General features: G+C 66.8%; 20 protein-coding genes and 1 tRNA gene. 15 read left to right on the plus strand and 6 right to left on the minus strand.

Annotation, left to right across the window (positions count from 1 at the left end; genetic code table 11):
• Nucleotides 1-173 precede the first annotated feature (173 nt).
• The 13 genes from N2K99_RS02195 (at nucleotide 174) to csrA (ending at nucleotide 10,709) form a co-directional block, all read left to right on the plus strand.
• Nucleotides 174-479, plus strand: coding sequence for a flagellar FlbD family protein (locus N2K99_RS02195; protein WP_227923849.1), 306 nt, complete (start codon nucleotides 174-176; stop codon nucleotides 477-479).
• On the plus strand, nucleotides 479-1,300 hold the full coding sequence (locus N2K99_RS02200; protein ID WP_227923830.1) for a motility protein A: 822 nt from the start codon (nucleotides 479-481) through the stop codon (nucleotides 1,298-1,300). Before N2K99_RS02195 ends, N2K99_RS02200 begins: the two co-directional genes overlap by 1 nt.
• Nucleotides 1,297-2,109 (plus strand): flagellar motor protein MotB, encoded by an 813-nt coding sequence (locus N2K99_RS02205; protein WP_227923828.1) that lies wholly within the window; start codon nucleotides 1,297-1,299, stop codon nucleotides 2,107-2,109. Before N2K99_RS02200 ends, N2K99_RS02205 begins: the two co-directional genes overlap by 4 nt.
• A 74-nt stretch (nucleotides 2,110-2,183) precedes the next feature.
• Nucleotides 2,184-3,053 (plus strand): flagellar motor switch protein FliM, encoded by an 870-nt coding sequence (locus N2K99_RS02210; RefSeq protein WP_227923826.1) that lies wholly within the window; start codon nucleotides 2,184-2,186, stop codon nucleotides 3,051-3,053.
• Between the two features lie 3 nt (nucleotides 3,054-3,056).
• Nucleotides 3,057-3,758: a flagellar motor switch protein FliN gene (gene fliN / locus N2K99_RS02215; RefSeq protein ID WP_227923823.1), complete on the plus strand. Its 702-nt coding sequence runs from the start codon at nucleotides 3,057-3,059 to the stop codon at nucleotides 3,756-3,758.
• Nucleotides 3,758-4,267 carry a flagellar biosynthetic protein FliO gene (gene fliO / locus N2K99_RS02220; RefSeq protein WP_227934227.1) on the plus strand — a complete coding sequence of 170 codons (510 nt, stop codon included), beginning with the start codon at nucleotides 3,758-3,760 and terminating at the stop codon, nucleotides 4,265-4,267. The genes fliN and fliO overlap by 1 nt, the downstream gene beginning before the upstream one ends.
• Entirely contained in the window at nucleotides 4,264-5,115 is an 852-nt protein-coding gene (gene fliP, locus N2K99_RS02225; protein WP_374200073.1) for a flagellar type III secretion system pore protein FliP, read from the plus strand. The genes fliO and fliP overlap by 4 nt, the downstream gene beginning before the upstream one ends.
• Nucleotides 5,115-5,390: a flagellar biosynthesis protein FliQ gene (gene fliQ, locus N2K99_RS02230; protein WP_227923818.1), complete on the plus strand. Its 276-nt coding sequence runs from the start codon at nucleotides 5,115-5,117 to the stop codon at nucleotides 5,388-5,390. The genes fliP and fliQ overlap by 1 nt, the downstream gene beginning before the upstream one ends.
• A complete protein-coding gene (locus N2K99_RS02235) occupies nucleotides 5,391-6,149 on the plus strand; it encodes a flagellar biosynthetic protein FliR (RefSeq protein WP_227923815.1) in 759 nt (252 codons plus the stop codon).
• A complete protein-coding gene (locus tag N2K99_RS02240; protein WP_227923813.1) occupies nucleotides 6,150-7,277 on the plus strand; it encodes a flagellar biosynthesis protein FlhB in 1,128 nt (375 codons plus the stop codon).
• Nucleotides 7,274-9,331, plus strand: coding sequence for a flagellar biosynthesis protein FlhA (locus N2K99_RS02245; protein ID WP_227923811.1), 2,058 nt, complete (start codon nucleotides 7,274-7,276; stop codon nucleotides 9,329-9,331). The genes N2K99_RS02240 and N2K99_RS02245 overlap by 4 nt, the downstream gene beginning before the upstream one ends.
• Nucleotides 9,312-10,361, plus strand: coding sequence for a hypothetical protein (locus tag N2K99_RS02250; protein WP_227934228.1), 1,050 nt, complete (start codon nucleotides 9,312-9,314; stop codon nucleotides 10,359-10,361). Before N2K99_RS02245 ends, N2K99_RS02250 begins: the two co-directional genes overlap by 20 nt.
• A gap of 81 nt (nucleotides 10,362-10,442) precedes the next feature.
• Nucleotides 10,443-10,709, plus strand: a complete 267-nt coding sequence (gene csrA / locus N2K99_RS02255; RefSeq protein WP_227923806.1) for a carbon storage regulator CsrA — start codon at nucleotides 10,443-10,445, stop codon at nucleotides 10,707-10,709.
• 180 nt (nucleotides 10,710-10,889) lie between these two features.
• Here csrA and N2K99_RS02260 read toward each other — a convergent pair whose 3' ends face one another.
• The 5 genes from N2K99_RS02260 to tmk form a co-directional block, all read right to left on the minus strand.
• Nucleotides 10,890-11,216, minus strand: coding sequence for a hypothetical protein (locus tag N2K99_RS02260; protein ID WP_227923803.1), 327 nt, complete (start codon nucleotides 11,214-11,216; stop codon nucleotides 10,890-10,892).
• Nucleotides 11,217-11,453: 237 nt separating this feature from the next.
• A tRNA-Thr gene (locus N2K99_RS02265) sits at nucleotides 11,454-11,526 on the minus strand.
• A 143-nt stretch (nucleotides 11,527-11,669) separates the two neighbouring features.
• A complete protein-coding gene (locus N2K99_RS02270; protein ID WP_227934229.1) occupies nucleotides 11,670-13,235 on the minus strand; it encodes an alpha/beta hydrolase in 1,566 nt (521 codons plus the stop codon).
• Nucleotides 13,236-13,314: 79 nt separating this feature from the next.
• Entirely contained in the window at nucleotides 13,315-14,457 is a 1,143-nt protein-coding gene (locus N2K99_RS02275) for a DNA polymerase III subunit delta' (protein WP_227923799.1), read from the minus strand.
• Nucleotides 14,454-15,056 (minus strand): dTMP kinase, encoded by a 603-nt coding sequence (gene tmk / locus N2K99_RS02280; protein ID WP_231711959.1) that lies wholly within the window; start codon nucleotides 15,054-15,056, stop codon nucleotides 14,454-14,456. Before tmk ends, N2K99_RS02275 begins: the two co-directional genes overlap by 4 nt.
• Nucleotides 15,057-15,212: 156 nt before the next feature.
• On the opposite strand from tmk, the gene N2K99_RS02285 reads away from it, so the two are divergent.
• Both N2K99_RS02285 and N2K99_RS02290 read left to right on the plus strand, forming a co-directional pair.
• A complete protein-coding gene (locus tag N2K99_RS02285) occupies nucleotides 15,213-16,358 on the plus strand; it encodes a PLP-dependent aspartate aminotransferase family protein (protein WP_227934231.1) in 1,146 nt (381 codons plus the stop codon).
• A gap of 18 nt (nucleotides 16,359-16,376) precedes the next feature.
• Nucleotides 16,377-16,700, plus strand: coding sequence for a DUF2516 family protein (locus tag N2K99_RS02290; protein ID WP_227923921.1), 324 nt, complete (start codon nucleotides 16,377-16,379; stop codon nucleotides 16,698-16,700).
• A 127-nt stretch (nucleotides 16,701-16,827) separates the two neighbouring features.
• Here the strand turns inward: N2K99_RS02290 and N2K99_RS02295 are convergent, their stop codons facing one another.
• Nucleotides 16,828-17,589 (minus strand): class I SAM-dependent methyltransferase, encoded by a 762-nt coding sequence (locus N2K99_RS02295; protein ID WP_227934232.1) that lies wholly within the window; start codon nucleotides 17,587-17,589, stop codon nucleotides 16,828-16,830.
• Nucleotides 17,590-17,683: the final 94 nt, after the last annotated feature.

Raw genomic sequence — 17,683 nt, forward strand, 5'->3', positions numbered from 1 at the left:
CTCTGCTGAACCGAACGGCCCCGTCTGCGGCAGCTGCCGGCGGGGCCGTTTTGGCGTCCTGTACCCCGCGGATGCAACGTCCGGTACCGGACCTTCCTAACGACGGGGCCGTAACGGCCGAAAGTAGGGGTGAGGGCCTATCGGAGTCCTGTGGAACCAGCCAGGACGGGGCAATGATTGTTCTTACGCGTCTCAACGATGCTCAGTTCGCGATCAACCCTGACCTGATCGAGCGGATCCACTCCAACCCGGACACCACCCTGGTGATGGTCGACGGCGCGAAGTACATCGTGACGGAGAGCCTGCAGGAAGTTATCGACCGCATTGCGGCCTACCGGGCGCAGGTGATTTCCATGGCACGCGACATCCCTCCCCGCGTTCCCGGGCGTCCCCTTGGGCTCGTGCCCGACGCTTTTCCGGCGGCCCCGGAGAAAGCTCCCCCCAGCAATGCAGTGCCCCTTCGCCCTAGGAACGACTAATGGATCCAGCAACAATTATCGGCTTAGTCCTCGCCTTCGGGTCGCTTTATGCCATGATCACCCTCGAAGGTGCCCATGTGTCCGCGCTCCTGCTGCCGGCGCCGATGATCCTCGTATTCGGCGCCACCATTGCCGTGGGCCTTGCGGGAGGAACCTTCAAGGACTTCATCCTGTCCTTCAAGTCCCTGCCCCGGGCCTTCATGGGCAAGACCCCCCGGCCGCAGGAGACCATTGACCGGGTGGTCCTGCTGGCGGAAAAGGCCCGCAGCGAAGGCCTCCTGTCCCTTGAGCAGGACGCCGCGGAGGTCGAAGATCCCTTCCTGCGCACGGCCCTGCAGAACATCGCCGACGGCACCGACGGCGAGGAGCTGCGCATGCTGCTCGAAGACGAAATCGCCACCAAGACCGCCACCGACAAGATTGCGGTGAAGTTCTTCAACAGCTTGGGCGGTTATGGTCCCACCATCGGCATCATCGGCACCGTTGTTTCGCTGACCCACGTCCTGGAGAACCTCTCCACCCCGGACCACCTGGGGCCCATGATCGCCACTGCCTTTGTGGCCACCCTGTGGGGGCTGCTTTCGGCCAACTTCATCTGGCTGCCCATCAGCACCCGGCTCAAGCGGCTGGCGGAGCTCGAAGCGGATGAAATGAACCTCCTGATGGAAGGTGTCCTGGCCCTGCAGGCCGGCAGCCAGCCGCGCCTGCTCGGGGAACGGCTGCGCGCGATGGTCCCGGCCCACACATTGGGCGGCAAGGCGGACAAGGCAGATAAGGCCGACAAGGCCGATGCTGCAGACAAGGTCCAGGACGCAGCGTGAGCGCCAAGGGCCGGCGTCCAAAACAGCACGAGGAGGACGATCACCCGGACGAACGCTGGATGGCCTCCTACATGGACATGGTCACCGTGCTGATGTGTATGTTCATTGTCCTGTTCGCCATGTCCACTGTGGACGCGAAGAAGTTCGAGCAGCTCAAGGAATCCCTGGCCACCGGTTTCGGTGCCGAGGAGAGCAACACAGTGGACACCGCCGTCGGCATCATCGTGCCGCCGGACAAGGTGGACAGCGAAGAGACCGTTGAGCCCGACGCCGCGCTGGCCGCCAAGGAAGTGGACGATCTCACGGCGCTCCAGGACGCCATTTACGCGGGCCTGCAGGAAAAGGGCCTGGAAGACGCCGTGCGCTTCGAAATGGATGAGCGCGGCCTGACCATCCGGCTGGTCAGCTCGGAAATGTTCTTCGCCCCGGACCTGGCCGACCTCACCGACGAGGCCGTCCAGGTGCTGGACACCGTAGGTCCCGCACTCGCTCCGACCACCTACCAGGTTTCGGTGGAAGGCCATACCGCCCAGGTCCGCCAGTACGCCGACGACGCGTTGGACTGGGAACTGTCCTCGTCCCGTTCGGTGAACGTGCTGCGTTACCTCGTCTCCGGCGGGGGAGTGAAGCAGGACCACATGAAGGCAGTGGGTTACGGCGAATCCCGCCCGCTGACCCCCGGCAGGGACGCCGCCGAACTCGCCCAGAACCGGCGGGTGGACATAGTGGTCCTGTCCGGACAAAGCGAAGACGTCCGCTCGCTCATCCCCCAAATCGTGGCCGAGCGTGAAACCGCGGCAGGCACCTAACGGCTTTTCTTACGCAGCCGTTCCGAGTGCCGATAGTGCGGGGTGTGATGGTCCAAGATTCACCTTCCTTAAGCATGCCCGCGAAAGCAAAGCCCGTAGAGGTCTATGACTTCAGCAGGCCCACTACGCTGGCCCGTGAGCATGCGCGTGTCCTGGAAATGGCCTTCGACACCTTCGCCCGCCAGTGGGGCACGCAGCTGACCGCCAAGGTGCGGGTGCTTTCGCAGGTCACCTCGGAAGACGTGCAGGTGCTGAGCTACGACGAGTACGCCGCCGCGCTGCCGGACAACACCGGCATGGTGCTTTTCAACATCTCCACCACCTCCGCGAAGGCCGTCATCCAGTTCCCCATGGCCGCAGCACTGTCCTGGGTGGGACACATGCTCGGCGGCACCGGCTTCCAGACCGCGCCGGAGCGCAAATTCACGCATATCGAGCAGGCACTGCTGGGCAAGATCATGGACGACGCCGTGGAGGACCTGCACTACTCCCTCGGCCACCTGCTCTCGGCCCCGCTGACGCTGTCCTCGGTCCAGTACAACTCGCAGTTCGCCCAGGCGGCGGCCTCCGGGGACCCGATGATCGTGGCCACTTTCGAGATGGTGGTCGGTGAAACCACCGCTCCCGCCACCGTGGCCATCCCGGCCGCCGCCCTGCTGCCGCAGCTGGACCCGCTGGGCGCCCAGTCCAGCAACGCCGCTCCGGCCGAACTTGTCCAGCTGCAGCTTGCACACGTGCCCGTGAAGGTGTGCCTGCAGCTGGAACCCATCACGGTGAAGCCCGCCATGGTCTTGAACCTTGCCGTAGGGGACGTCCTGAATCTGGGCCACCCCCGCCACCGCCCGCTGAACGTCACCGTTGACGGACAGACGCTGGCCCAGGCAGCAGTAGGAGCCAGCGGGTCACGCCTTGCCGGCAGCATCGTCAGTATCGAGGAGAAGTAACCTATGTCCAGCCCCCACAGCCTGCACGCCGACGCCGTTTCCGCCCTGGTGCGCGGCCTGCCCACCCCCCTTGTCCTGGAACCGATCCCGCATAACGGGGCAGGCGTACCGGCGTCGCACACTGCGACGGCGGTCACCGCGTCCTTCGTGGGCACCGAATCGGCGGACCTCGCCCTGGTCCTGGACAGTTCCTCGCCGCTGGCCGACGTCGCAGGCACCGACTCCGCGCTCGTTTCGGCCGCGGACGTACTGCGTCCCTCGCTCGAAGCGGCGAGTGCCACCCTGGGCGTCGGCGTGCTCGGCGAAGCCCGCACCGAGGACGCTTCCGCCCTCTTCGCCGATCCGGACAGCGTCGTCTTCGAACTGCGCTCCCCGGAGGGCACCGCCGGGTGGTTCGCCATCCGCCTGCGGGACACCCCCGGCACTTCCGGCGGCACCACCGACCCCTCGATCGTCGGCAAGATGGGCCGCATCAACAACATCGAGATGGCGCTGACCGTGGAAATCGGACACACCCGCATGTCCGTCCGCGACGTGCTGAACCTCGAACCCGGCCGGGTGGTGGAGCTGGACCGCTCCGCCGGTGCCCCCGCGGACATCCTGCTGAACGGCCGGCTCATCGCCAACGGCGAAGTTGTGGTCATTGACCAGGATTACGCCGTGCGGATCACCAAAATCCTGGACGTGGTCGAGGGGCTCAATTAGTGGAAACCCTGTTTCTGGGACTCCGTGTCCTGGTTTCACTGGGCGCCGTGCTCGGACTCCTGTGGTTCCTGCAGCGCCGCTTTAGCCGCACCCTCGGTTCCGCCGGCGCGAACCAGCCCGCCGTGCGCGTGGTCAGCCGCCAGCCGCTGGGCCCCAAGGCCTCCCTGGTAGTGGTGGAAACCGACGGACAGCGCCTCCTGCTCGGGGTGGCCGAAGGTTCGGTAAACCTGCTGCACACCACAGAGGTTCCCCCGGAATCCGAACCGGTGCCCGCAACCGGGTTTGCCGCCTCGCTGGAAGCCGCCCAGCAGTCCTCCGCGTCCTATCCGGAGGACGGCCATGCCGCCGACGCCTACTCCGCCCTGCCCCCGCGCCGCGCCGGACGAGGGGCACATGCCCTTCCCTCCACGCACCCGGTGCCCGCCAAATCGGCGCTGGCCGGATCCATCCTTGCCCCCGAAACCTGGCGCCAGGCCGGCGCGGCCCTGGGCCGGGGACGCAAACGGTGAGCGCCGCCGTCGACGTGCGCAGGGCACGGCACGCGCTTACCCTGGCCGCCGCCCTGTTCTTCGCAGTGGCCGCCCTGCTCCTGCTGGGAGCCGCAGCCGGGCACGCCACCACTTTCGATCCCGCCGCGCCCGTTGCGCCTACCGACCCCAGTGCTCCCACGGAGCCGGACGACGGCGGCGGGCTGAGCATCGATATCAACGGCCAGGACGGCGGGCCCTCCACTGCCGTGACCACGCTCATCGGCATCACCCTGCTTTCGGTGGCGCCGTCATTGCTGCTGATGCTCAGCTCCTTCACGAAGATCTTCGTGGTGCTGGCCATGACCCGCAACGCCCTGTCGCTGCCTTCAATCCCGCCCAACCAGGTCCTGGCCGGGCTGGCACTGTTCCTCTCGCTTTTCATCATGGCGCCCGTGATCAGCGAAATTAACACGATCGCCGTGCAGCCCTACCTCAACGGCGAGCTCAACTTCGATGCCGCTCTCGACACCGGGTCCGGGCCGCTGCAGCAGTTCATGCTCGCCCACACCCGGGAAGAGGACATCGCACTGATGACCCGCGCGGCCGGGCAGGAGAATCCCGAAACCCCCGAGTCCGTTCCGCTGACCACCTTGATCCCGGCGTTCATGATCTCGGAGCTGCGGGCGGCGTTCATCATCGGGTTCGTGATTTTCGTGCCGTTCCTCGTCATCGACCTGGTGGTGTCCGCAGCACTGATGTCCATGGGCATGATGATGCTCCCGCCGGTGATGATTTCGCTGCCGTTCAAGATCCTGCTGTTCATCCTCGTGGACGGCTGGGGACTGATCATTACGTCCTTGGTCAACAGTTACCAGGGCGGCACCTAGTGGATACAAACGCCGTCCTGGACATTGCCATGCAGGGACTCTGGGTTGCGGCCAAGCTGTCGGCCCCGGTGCTGATCACCGCGCTCGTAGTCGGGTTTGCCATCTCACTGCTGCAGTCCATCACCCAGATCCAGGAAGTCACGCTTTCGTTCGTGCCCAAGGCCCTTGCCGTGGCCCTCGCCCTGCTCGTGTGCGGACACTGGATGATTTCGGAAATCGTGTCCTTCACCCACGAGATGTTCCAGAGGATCCCGTCCCTGCTCGGCGGCGGCTAGATGAACATCACCCTTGACCAGGACTGGATCGAGGCGTTCCTGCTGGCCTCGGTGCGGATGGTGGCCTTCCTGGTCATCGCGCCCCCGTTCTCCTACAACGCGTTCCCGGCGCGGATCAAAGCCATGCTCGGGCTCGGCCTGGGGCTGGCCATCGCCCCGCAGGTAAGCGAGGGGTACAACTCGCTGAGCACCGGGGCGTTCTTCATGGCCATTGTGATGGAGCTGCTGGTGGGTTTTGTGCTGGGGTTCCTCGTGATGGTGGTTTTCTCCGCCGTGCAGTCCGCCGGCAACCTGATCGATACCTTCGGCGGTTTCCAGCTGGCGCAGGCCTTCGATCCGCAGTCCATGGTCAACGGCGCCCAGTTCACACGCATCTTCCAGATCACCGCCCTGGCGCTGCTCTTCGCCTCGGACGGCTACCAGCTGATTATCGGCGGGCTGCTGCGCAGTTTCACCGCGCTGCCGCTGACCGGGGGACTGGACCTGTCCTCACCGGTGTCCGCCCTGACCGCCGCGGTTTCGCAGATGTTCCTGGCGTCGGTGCAGATTGCCGGACCGCTGCTGGTGGTCCTGTTCCTGGCCGACGCGGGCCTGGGCCTGCTCACCCGCGTGGCCCCGGCCCTGAATGCCTTCGCCCTCGGCTTCCCCCTGAAGATCCTGCTGACGTTGTCCCTGGCCTCAGTTGTCTTCCTGGCCCTGCCCCGCATCGTCTCCGGGCTGGTCTCCACTATCGAGCGCGCGCTGACGGGGGTGGGATAGATGCCGGAACAGCCCTCAGGTGAGCGGACCGAGCAGGCCACCGACAAACGGATGAAGGAAGTCCGTTCCAAGGGCCAGCTTTCCCGGTCCGAAGACCTCACCGCCTGGGTGGGCGTAGGCACGGCCGCCCTGATGATGCCGTTGACCATCTCCCGGGGCTCCGAAGCTGCCGGTGAGATCCTGGCCGGCGTCGCTACCACCATCGCGAACCCCGATCCCGAGTTCGCCCTGATCCAGATGAACGAGGGCCTGGGCACCCTGGCCTTTATCCTTGGCCCGCTGCTGGGTGTAGTTGCCGCTGCGGTCCTGCTCACCGCCGCCGTCCAGGGCGGTATCCACGTGAAGAAGTTCAAGGGCAAGTTCGAGCAGTTCAACCTGATCGCCGGCGTCAAACGCGTCTTCGGCACGCAGGCCCTGTGGAACGGCGTGAAATCCCTGCTCAAGACCGCCGTAGTGGGACTGGTCCTGTACGCGGTGATCCAGCAACTGATGCCGGTGCTTATGTCCGCCGGCGGACTGCCGATCTCCGCCGTCCTGGAGGCTGCGGGAGGCGGTACTGCGTTACTGCTGCAGGCGGCCGTCGCTGCGGGCCTGATCCTCGCTGCGGCGGACATCTTCGTGGTCATGAAGCGCAACCGGAAACGAACCCGCATGACCAAGAAGGAAGTCAAGGACGAAAACAAGAACAGCGACGGCGATCCGTTGATCAAGTCGCAGCGCCGGTCCAGGCAGCTGGCCATGAGCCGGAACCGGATGATCGCCGCCGTGGCGGATGCCGACGTCGTCCTCGTGAATCCCACCCACGTGGCCGTCGCCCTGAAATACGAGCCGGGCAAGTCCGCGCCGCGGGTCGTGGCGAAGGGTGCGGACAACATTGCCACCCGGATCCGTGAGGAAGCCGAAAAGCAGGGCGTCCCCATGGTCTCCGACATTCCGCTGGCCCGTGCCCTGCACAGCGCCTGCGAACTGAACGCCGAAATTCCCGTGGAACTGTACAACGCCGTCGCCCGGGTCCTGGCCTTCGTTATGGCCCTGAAGCGGCGCGGCGCCGCCCGGGGCATGCACACCATGGCAGCCGCACCGCCCGAACCCGGAACCACCCCACAACACCGTAAGGCCGCGTCGTGAACCGCAACCGCAACCTCCTGAAACTCTCCGTCCCCGTCGGGGTCATCGGCATCATCCTGCTGCTGGTGGTACCCATCCCCGCCGAACTGCTGGACGTGCTGATCATCATCAACATCCTGCTGGCACTGGTGATCCTGCTGACCACCATGTTCGTGCGGAAGCCGCTGGACTTCTCCGTGTTCCCGTCCCTGCTCCTGGTCGCCACCCTGTTCCGGCTGGGCCTGAATGTGGCCTCCACCCGACTGGTGCTGGGGGAGGGGTACGCCGGGCAGGTGATCGAAGCGTTCGGGCACGTTGCCGTGGGCGGTTCGCTGATCATCGGCGCCGTGATCTTCCTGATCCTCGTAGTCATCCAGTTTGTGGTGGTCACCAAGGGTGCCGAACGCGTGGCCGAAGTGGGAGCCCGGTTCACCCTGGACGCCATGCCGGGCAAGCAGATGGCCATTGACGCAGACCTCAACGCCGGCCTGATCACCGACACCCAGGCCCGGGAACGCCGGGCGGAGGTTTCCGCGGAAGCGGACTTCTACGGTGCTATGGACGGCGCGTCGAAGTTCGTCAAGGGCGACGCCATCGCCGGGTTGATCATCATCATCATCAACCTCATCGGCGGCATCGCGATCGGCATGATCCAGCGCGGCATGTCGGCCGGCGAAGCGGTGAGCACCTACAGCCTCCTGACCATCGGCGACGGACTGGTCACCCAGATCCCGGCCCTGCTGATGGCCGTTTCCACCGGCATGATCGTCACCCGGTCCAATGCCGAGGCGGACATGGGCTCCACGGCCGGCGCGCAGCTGGGCCAGTCCCGGAACGCCCTGATGATCGCCGGCGCCGCGGCCATCGTGATGGCCCTGATTCCGGGCATGCCGAAGCTCTATTTCATCGCCATCGGTGCCCTGCTGATTTTCATTTCCTGGAAAATCAAGGGAAGGGAAACCACCGAACAGGCCGAGAAGGATTCCGCGCAGGCGGCGCTGGACGCGCCCGCCACCTCCGAGACCACGGAGGACCTGATCGAACAGATGCGCGTCCATGCGCTGGAGATCATGCTGGCACCGGATCTGGTGGACATTGTCACCGGCGGGTCCGACGATCTCCTGGCACGGGTCCGGGCGCTGCGCCGCAAGATCGCCATGGAGCTGGGCATTGTGGTGCCCCCGGTCCGCACGCGCGACAGCGTGGATCTGCCCCTGTCCACCTATGTCATCCGGATCGCCGGCGTGGAAGCCGGCCGCGGGGACGCCCCTGCGGGCAAGATCCTGGCCCTTGGGGACTATCTGGACGGTTTGCCGGGCACCGCCACCGTGGAACCCGTGTTCGGCCTGGCCGGCAAATGGGTTCCGGCGGAAATGCAGCACGCGGCCGAGATGTCCGGGGCAACCGTGATCGACCGAGTGTCGGTGCTGGTCACGCACCTCTCCGCGGTGATCACCGCCAACGCCGCCCGGCTGCTCACCCGCGAGGACGTCCGGGTGCTGACCGAGGGGGTCAAGCTGGTCAACCCGTCAGCCGTCGAGGAACTGATCCCCAATGTGCTGTCCCTTGCCGAAGTGCAGCGGGTGCTCCAGGGCCTGCTCGCCGAGCAGATCCCCATCAACGACCTGCCGAGGATCTACGAGTCCCTGCTGCTGCGGGCCAAGGTTTCCGCGGACCCGGAGGGGCTCATCGAGACGGCACGGACGGCACTGGGGCCGGCGCTGGCCGCGCAGTACATCGCCGACGGAGTCCTGCGGGTGATCATGATCGATCCGTCGCTGGAGCAGTCCATGCTCGAAGCGCTGCGTCCCTCCGAACAGGGCAGCCAGATCCTGCTTGACCCCGCCCGGGTTGATACCGTGCTGGCGTCGCTGAAAGCTGCCGTTGCCGGCGCCGAGAACGCGGGGTTCAATGCGGTGCTGGTCTGCGCCCCGGCCCTGCGCCCGGCCATCCGGCGGCTGGTCTCGGCACAGACCGGCGGCCTGCCGGTACTGTCCTACCAGGAAGCCACAGCGGGTAATGTCGGTATCGAGACTGTAGGGGTGGTGCGGGGTAATGAGACGATTTCAGCTTGAGGGGGCGTCGCTTGACGCGCTAAAAGCCCAGGTGCTGGCCGAACACGGCCCGCGGGCCCGGATAATTGCGGCGGAAAAGGTCACCGTGGGCGGGATCGGCGGATTCCTTTCCCGCCAGCATTACGAGGTGACGGTGGAGCTGCCGCCCAGCGGCCGGCGTCGGGCACCGGTGGAACCGGACCTGCCCAGCCGAACGGACTCGGGGCGGGCAGGTATATCCGCACTGCTGGAAGAGGCAGAGCGGGCCGAATCCACCCTGCACCCGGCGGCCGCGATCATCCCGGCCGTTCCCGTGGAACCGGCCCCGCAACCCGCTCCGTCCGTCTCCACGGGGTCCCATGCGTTCGCCGAACTTATGGATACCCTCGCGGCAAGCACAGGCACCCCCGCGCAGAGCCAGGCTGCGGCCGCGTTCACTCCCGGGCTGGAAGCCATGCAGCCGCCCAACGCCGTGAACCACGTTCCGCTCAGCCAGGCAGGTTCCGGCCGGATCAACCAAGGCACGGAGCCGGTCCAGCGCAATGCCGTGCCGGTGGCGCCTGCTCCGCTCGGCGGAGCCGGTGACCTGGTGATGGTGGTCGGACTGGGCGATGACGCGCTGGAGGTATGCCGTTCCATGGCCGACTTCTCCGGCGCGGGTGCCGCAGCCGTCCGCGTGGCCGGCGTGCTGGAGACCGACGGCGTCGGCCGGGCCGCGGACCGGCGTGCGGTGGCAACCGCACGTGCCGCCGGCGTTATGGCCGGACACAGCATCTTCCTGGCCTACGGGCTGGGGCGGTCCGGTACCGAAATGGCCCGGCATTCCACGTTGATCTCCGCGTTGGCCGCCGATCAGGTCTGGGTGGTGGTGGACGCCGGCCGGAAACCGGAAGACACCGCAGCCTGGGTCGGTGCCGTGCGGTCCGCAGCCGTGGTGGACGCCGCCGCCGTCGAAGGCATTGACACCACCGGCACGCCGCAGTCCGTGAACGCGCTCGGCCTGCCCATCGGGTGGCTCGACGGCGGACCCTCGCCGACACCGGTGCTCTAAGCTCCGGGCCGGGTAACCCGCCGGACTGAACCGTTCCTCAGCTTCGGCGGGAACGGCCCCGGCTTGGGGTAGAGTGGGCGGATGCTGGTGCTAACACGCAAGTCCGGGGAGCAGATCCTGATCGGGGATGACATTGTCATTACCGTTTTGGATTCACGCGGCGACGGCGTACGCATCGGCATTGATGCCCCCCGCGGGGTCAAGATCCAGCGCCACGAGGTGCTGCGCGCAGTGGAAGAGGCCAATGTGGCCGCCAGCGCCGCCGCCCTGCCGGATGCCGAAGACCGCATCAAGGCGTTGCTGGCAGGCAGAATGCTGCCCCCGGAAAGCGACAAACCCGCTTCCTAACCGGGTTGGCCTTACCCGCCGCCTGTTGCCTGCTGAACCGGAGTGTTCCAGGCCCTCTTCTGCCGACCATCTTTCTCCCGGTACACCGGACAACAGAAACCCCCGCCGTTTCTTGGGGAAAACGACGAGGGTTCCTGGTCTGTTGCCCGGGGACGGCCGGGCGTATCAAGGGACCGGCGGCTAGGCGCTGCGCTGTGCGCGTTTGGCACCCAGCCCCAGGAACCGGCTGCCGGCTTTGGAGCGCCGGGCAGACGTTGCGGTGTCCCGCCGCACGTTCGGGGCGGGAACGTGCTGGGAAAGCCCGAAATACTCGGGAAGGACGCGGCGTTCGTGGGTGCTGCATCGGACACCGGGGTAACGGAAGCCGTTGATGATCCACCGGCCCCTGTCCTCCACCCAGTTCGGGATCATGCGGCGGTTGCACTCGGCACAGAGCGGGGAAATGAAGTTCTCGCGCTGAACCAGCGTGTAGCGGCGGGTAGTGAGTCCCGTCAATGCTGCGTCCATGGTTATCCCCCTCGTCCCGCCGGCGTCCTGCCGGTGCGGTTGCATGTCCCGAGGATAGGGCCGCGGCCGACAGGAAACCCTAAAGTCATCCGCAAGGAAACCGGAATTTCTGCGCAGCGTTTCCGCAACTGGACCTGCTCTGCGGCTGCCGACTCAGCGGAGACCGCCGCGTCGTTGCCGGGGACGGAAAGCAGAAAGCCCCCGGCACAAGATGCCGGGGGCTTTCTGGGGGAACTGAGCCTCCTGCCAGAATCGAACTGGCGACCTTCTCATTACGAGTGAGACGCTCTACCAACTGAGCTAAGGAGGCGGGCTTCAGCTGTCCGTTGCCGGGCAGAATCCACAAGGAACTACTTTATACGTCCCGGCGGTGCGGGTCAAAATGGCCGAGGATGACCGGGCCGTTCGGCGGCCGGCGGCAAGGTCCCGCAGGGTCCGTCCCGGCCCTCGGGATCAGCAGACCACGTTGTCCTTCGGTACCGTTCCGTCTACGAAGTAGTCGTCCACCGTGTCTTCGATGCACTGGCTGCCGCGCCCGTACGCCGTATGTCCTTCGCCCTCCCACGTGACCAGTACCGCGGATTCGAGCTGTGCAGCCAGCGCCTGGGACCACTCATAGGGGGTGGCGGGATCCCCGGTTGTTCCAATCACCAGCAGGTCCGCCGCGCCGGCAGCCTTGATGGGGTGCGGTTCATTCACGGGTCCGTGCGGCCAGGCCTCGCAGGTGACCCCGCCGTAGGCCAGGTACTTGCCGATGGTGGGGGACGCCGCTTCAAGTTCCAGGGCGTCGGCGGCCATCTGCGCATCATCGGCGGTCATCGGATAGTCCAGGCAGTTGACTGCGTTGAACGCCACGGTGCTGTTAGACCGGTACGTGCCGTCTTCCGCACGGTCGGCACTGATGTCGGCCAGACGGAGCATGTAGGTCGGGTCGCCCTCCATGGCAGTCTCCAGGGCCTGCGAGAGCACCGGCCAGTTGCCGTCGTCATACAGCGGGAGAATGAAGCCGCTGACAAAGGTGGAGATGGTGACAACCCGCCCGTCGGCCGCCGTCATCGGACTCGCCTCGACGGAGGCCAGCAGCTCCCGGATTGTGGCGATGCCTTCGTCGGCACTGCCTTCAAGCGGGCAGTTGCTGCCGGTCACGCAGTCCTCGACGTAGGCACGGATGGCCTTTTCGAACGCCGCGGCCTGTCCGAGGGTGATTTCCTCGTTGGAGGAGGCGGGGTCCAAGGCGCCGTCGAGCACCAGCCGGCCCGTCTTGTCGGGGAAGAGTTCGGCGTAGGTGGCGCCGAGGTAGGTCCCGTAGGAGAAGCCGAGGTAGTTCAGCTTTTCGTCCCCGGCAATGGCCCGGAGGATGTCCATGTCGCGGGCAGCGCTTGCCGTGTCGACAAACCCAAGCAGCTCGCCGGTCTCTTCTGCGCACGCATCGGCGAATTCCTTCGCGCTCAACCGCGAGGCGGTGAGGCCTTCGGGAGTGCTCGGGTCGATGTACTCGGCGCGCGCCTCATCCATTTCCTTGTCGCTCAGGCACTTCACCGGGGTGGAGCGGCCGACGCCGCGCGGGTCGAACCCGAGGATGTTGAAGTTCTCGCGCAGCCGGTCGCTGGTGATGTTCTCCATTGACTGGAGAACAACGTCGTGACCGGATCCGCCGGGACCGCCCGGGTTGATCAGGATGGTGCCCCGGGCCTCCCCATCGGCGTCGGCCAGGATGGCTGACAATTCCACTGTCCCTGCGTCCGGGTCTGCATAGTTCATGGGGACAGTCACCGTGGCGCAGCGGAAGTCTCCTTCACAGTCCGACCAGGTGACCTCCTGGCTGTAGAACTCCTGCAGGTCCTCGGGTACGTCGCCGATCACGTCTGCCGGTGCGGTGGTGGAGGAGTCCCCGCCGGCGCTGCTTTTTCCGCGCGGTTCGGAGTCCGTGGTGCAGGCGGTGGAAGCCGCCAGCAGCACCACCGAAGCAGCAGCGGCGGCCAGCCGCGGGAAACGGCGGCGGGCAGTGGCGGTGGTCATTCTTACTCCTGGAGCGGCTAGGTGCGCGGACCAGCCGGGCTGGCGGAAGGCGGTGGATAACTGGACATTACAGCAGGCTTTACAACAGGCTCAGGGCCATCGCTTCGATGGCCAGCAGCGGTGCCACATTAGTGGTCACCAGGCGGCGGCGCACGGTGTTGATCTCCTCCATGCGCATCAGCGTCTGTTCCGGGGAGCCGTACGCGGCAAACTCGTCCAGTTCCCGGCGGAGTCCCTCGTTCACAAGGGGACCGGCGCTGCCCAGCTGGATCATCAGCACGTCGCGGTAAAAGGAGAGCAGGTCAGTCAGCGCCCGGTCGAAGTAATCGTTCTTGGACCGCTTGGCCCGGCGCACCTGGTCTTCCTCGAGCCGTTTCACCTGGCTGCGCAGCGACGGCGGCAGGGTTCCGGTGGCGGGCGCGCCCAGGGAGGCGAGCAACGCTTCCTTCTCCGCGGCGTCCCGCTGTTCAAAGGAACTGGTGGCTTCCGCTTCGGCCAGGGCCACGAGGTCCGCCGCAGCCTTCATGGCTCCGGAGACATTGCGCAGCGACAGCGGCAGCCGCACGATACTCTCGCGGCGCTGCCGTGCGCCTTCGTCGGTGGCCAGGCGCTTGGCGACGCCGATGTGGCTCTGCGCGGCCCTCGCAGCATTGAGGGCCACGTCCGGTTCGATGTTGTCCCGCCGGATCAGCAGTTCCGCTACATCCTCAACCGGCGGCAGCCGCAGCCCTACCGGGCGGCACCTGGACCGGATGGTGACGAGGACATCACCGGGGCTCGGGGCGCAGAGCAGCCAGATGGTGCGCGGCGGCGGCTCTTCAATGGCTTTGAGCAGCACGTTGGTGCTGCGCTCCTGCATCCGGTCCGCGTCTTCCACGATGATGACGCGCCAGCGGCCGGTGGACGGCTTGTCCTGGGCCTTCCGGACCAGTTCGCGGGCCTCATCGATGCTGATGGTGACCTTCTCCGTGGTGACGGAGGCGACGTCGGCGTGCGAGCCGGCCAGCACGGTCCGGCAGGCCTTGCACTCGCCGCAGCCCCGAAGCGCCGGGTCCTGTTGTTCGCAGACCAGTGCGGCGGCAAAGGCGCGGGCGGCATTGGAGCGGCCGGAACCGGGCGGGCCGGTGAACAGCCAGGCATGGTTGGGCCGGGCGTCTGCGGCACCGCGGCGCAACTGGGCCACCACAGGATCCTGCCCCTGCAGGTCATCCCACACGCTCACGGCAGCAGCTTTTCCACGCGCCGCAGGATGGTTTCGGCCAGTTCGTCCATGGGACGGCCGGCGTCGAGCACCAGGTAGCGCCCGGGGGCTGCCTGTGCGGCCTCAAGGAACGCCAGGCGGATCTGCAGGTGGAAGGCATCCGGTTCGGACTCGAGCCGGTCCTCGGCGGCATCGCCGGCGGTCCGGCGGTCCCGGCCGCGTTCGGGATCGACGTCGAGCAGGACGGTGAGGTCCGGCTCCAAGCCTCCGGTGGCCCAGTGATTCAGTGTTCGGACAGCGTCCGTGCCGAGCTGCCGGCCGGCGCCCTGGTACGCAATGGAACTGTCGACATAGCGGTCGCAGACCACCACGGTTCCGGCGGCGAGCGCCGGCTCGATGACCTGCTGGACGTGTGCGGCACGGGAGGCAGCGAAGATCAGCGCCTCGGTGCGTGCGTCGATCTCGCCGTTGCCGTGTTCAAGGACCAGCGCGCGCAGCTGCTCGCCTACGGGGGTGCCGCCTGGTTCACGGGTGCGCAGGACCGTACGGCCGGTCTCCTGCAGTGCGGCGGCCAGCCGCTGCGCCTGGGTGGATTTCCCGGCGCCGTCTCCGCCCTCCATGGCAATGAACAGGCCGCGGGTTTCGGGGGGATTAGAATTGCTCACCCGCCTAGCCTACCTAGTCCGGCTGGGAGCCCGGTGCGGCGGGCGAACGGTCACGGACACCCTTCGCCGGCACCGGCCGGCCGGCCCGTCCGGCGGTCTAGGCTGTTCCTTATGAGCCACATCCCGCCGCATGGGCACGCCGTTTCCCCCGATACCCTCGTTGTCTCCGCGGGCCGCCCTCCCCGCGAGCATGATGCCCCGGTGAATCCGCCCATCGTGCTGTCCTCCACCTACTTCGGCTCGGGCACGCCCGTTCCGGGGGAGCGCGGCTACGGCCGGTACTCCAACCCCACCTGGGATCCCTTCGAACAGGCGCTCGCCGAGCTCGAAGGGGCTGACCTTCCCGCATTGGTCTTCGGCTCCGGGCTGGCGTCCGTAATGGCCGCCCTGTCCCTGGTTCCCGCCGGCGGTGTGGTGGTGATGCCGCGGCACAGCTACCAGGGATCATTGCTGCTGGCAGCGGAGGAGGCAGCGAACGGCCGGTTTTCCGTGCGCACCGTGGATATCGCCGAAACCCAGGACGTCATAGCGCAGCTCGACGGCGCCTCGCTGCTCTGGGTGGAGAGCCCCACCAATCCCATGCTGGAGGTTGCCGACATCGCGGCGCTGGCCGAGGCCGCGCACGCTGCCGGTGCTCTGGTGGTAGCGGACAACACGTTCTCGACGCCGCTGGTGACGCGGCCCCTGGAACTGGGAGCCGACGTCGTCGTCCACTCGGTGACGAAATACCTGGCCGGGCACTCCGACGTCGTCCTGGGAGCAGCCGTGACGTCCGACCCCGACCTGAGGGACCGCATGCTCCGGTACCGCTCGCTGCACGGAGCGGTGGCCGGGCCGTTCGAAGTGTGGCTGGCGCTGCGCGGCCTTCGCACACTGGCCCTGCGGATGGAGCGCTCGCAGGCCACCGCCATGGAACTTGCCCGCCGGCTGCAGGCACTTCCGCAGGTGGAAAACGTGCGTTATCCGGGCCTGCCCGGGGACCCGGGGCACCGCCGTGCCGCAGCGCAGATGTCGGGCTTTGGGTCCGTCCTGTGCATCGAAGTTGCCGGCGGAGCCGCCGCGGCGGAGAAGGTCGCAGAAACCGTGGAACTGTGGCTGCCGGCCACCTCGCTCGGCGGCGTGGAGTCGCTGATCGAACGGCGGCGCCGCCAGCCCGGGGAACCGCACACCGTTCCGGAGGGGCTGCTGCGGCTTTCCGTCGGCATCGAGAATGTTGACGACCTCTGGAGGGACCTAGAGCGGGCACTTACACGGTAGGCTAGCGCTGTGGCCCTAATGATCATGATTCAGTACTACCTCTACCTGGCGCTCGGCATAGTGGCGCTGGGCATTGAGCTCTGGGCGCTGCTGGACTGTGCGCGGCGCAAGCCCGCCGATTTTGAGCGTGCCTACAAGCGGACCAAGGGATTCTGGCTGGGCCTCACGGGCGGAGCAGCCGCCGTCGGCGTGCTGTCTGCACTGGTGCCGTCACTGAGCCTGATCCTGTTCCAGCTGGCAGCCGTGATTGCTGCCTGCGTGTACCTCGCGGATGTGAAGCCTGCCATTGGCAGCTCCCGCGGCCGCGGCAACAGCAACCAGGGCCCGTACGGCCCCTGGTAGCCACCGATAAACCGCTGACTTTTAGTCCGCCCCGGACCGCCCCTTCCAGGGTTGTCCGGGCGGACCTCCTTAACCGGCCGTTCGGCTCAGCCGTTCCGGTGGCGAGGTGACGGTTACGCGGTTGCGGTTACGAGGGCCGGACGGCGTCCCAGGCTACGGTAATTTCGCCCAGCCGCCACCGGGACGGCCCGGTCAGCAGCGGTACCCCGCCTGCCTTCAGCGCGCTGCACATTGCCAGCCAACGATGCCGGTTGCCGTAGGAGGCCATCGGTGCGGCTTCCTCCCACGCCCGGTCCATGGCCTGGAGGAAAGCATGCACCCGCTCTCCGGGAACGTTGCGGTGGATCAGCGCTTTGGGCAGCCGTTCGGCAACATCGGACGGGCGCTCGAACGCGCCGAACCGCAGCGAAATGCTCAGCGAAACCGGGCCGGAGGCGTCCAGTTCCACCCACGTGGCACGCCGGCCGATTTCGTCGCAGGTGCCGTCCACGAAAATCCCTCCCGGTGCCAGCCGCGAGCAGACCATGTCCCAGTGCTGCGCATAGTCCTCCTCCGCGTACTGGCGCAGGACGTTGAAGGCGCGGACCATCACCGGGCGGCGTCCGTCAACAGGCAGTTCGAAGCCGCCCTGCCGGAAGCTCAGCCCCTCTCGTTCCAGCGGTTTGGCCGCAAGGACGCGGGCCGGGTCGATTTCAATTCCCATGACTTCCACATCCGCCCGCACCCGCCCGAGGCGGCCATGGAGTTCGACGGCGGTGGTAGGCGCTGCGCCGTAGCCCAGGTCCACGATCAAGGGATCGGCGGCCTGCCGCAGACGCCACCGTGCCGGTCCCGCCAGCCAGCGGTCCACCCGCCGGAGCCGATTGGGGTTTGTAGTGCCCCTGGTCACAGTTCCTACGGGTCTTAGCGGTTTTTGCACCACACAATGCTAGCGGGCGCAAGGGGATGCCCCTGACCGCGGGAAGGTCGGAAGCCGTCGGGTG

It is taken from the genome of Arthrobacter sp. zg-Y1110, from assembly GCF_025244865.1.
Taxonomy (GTDB): domain Bacteria; phylum Actinomycetota; class Actinomycetes; order Actinomycetales; family Micrococcaceae; genus Arthrobacter_B.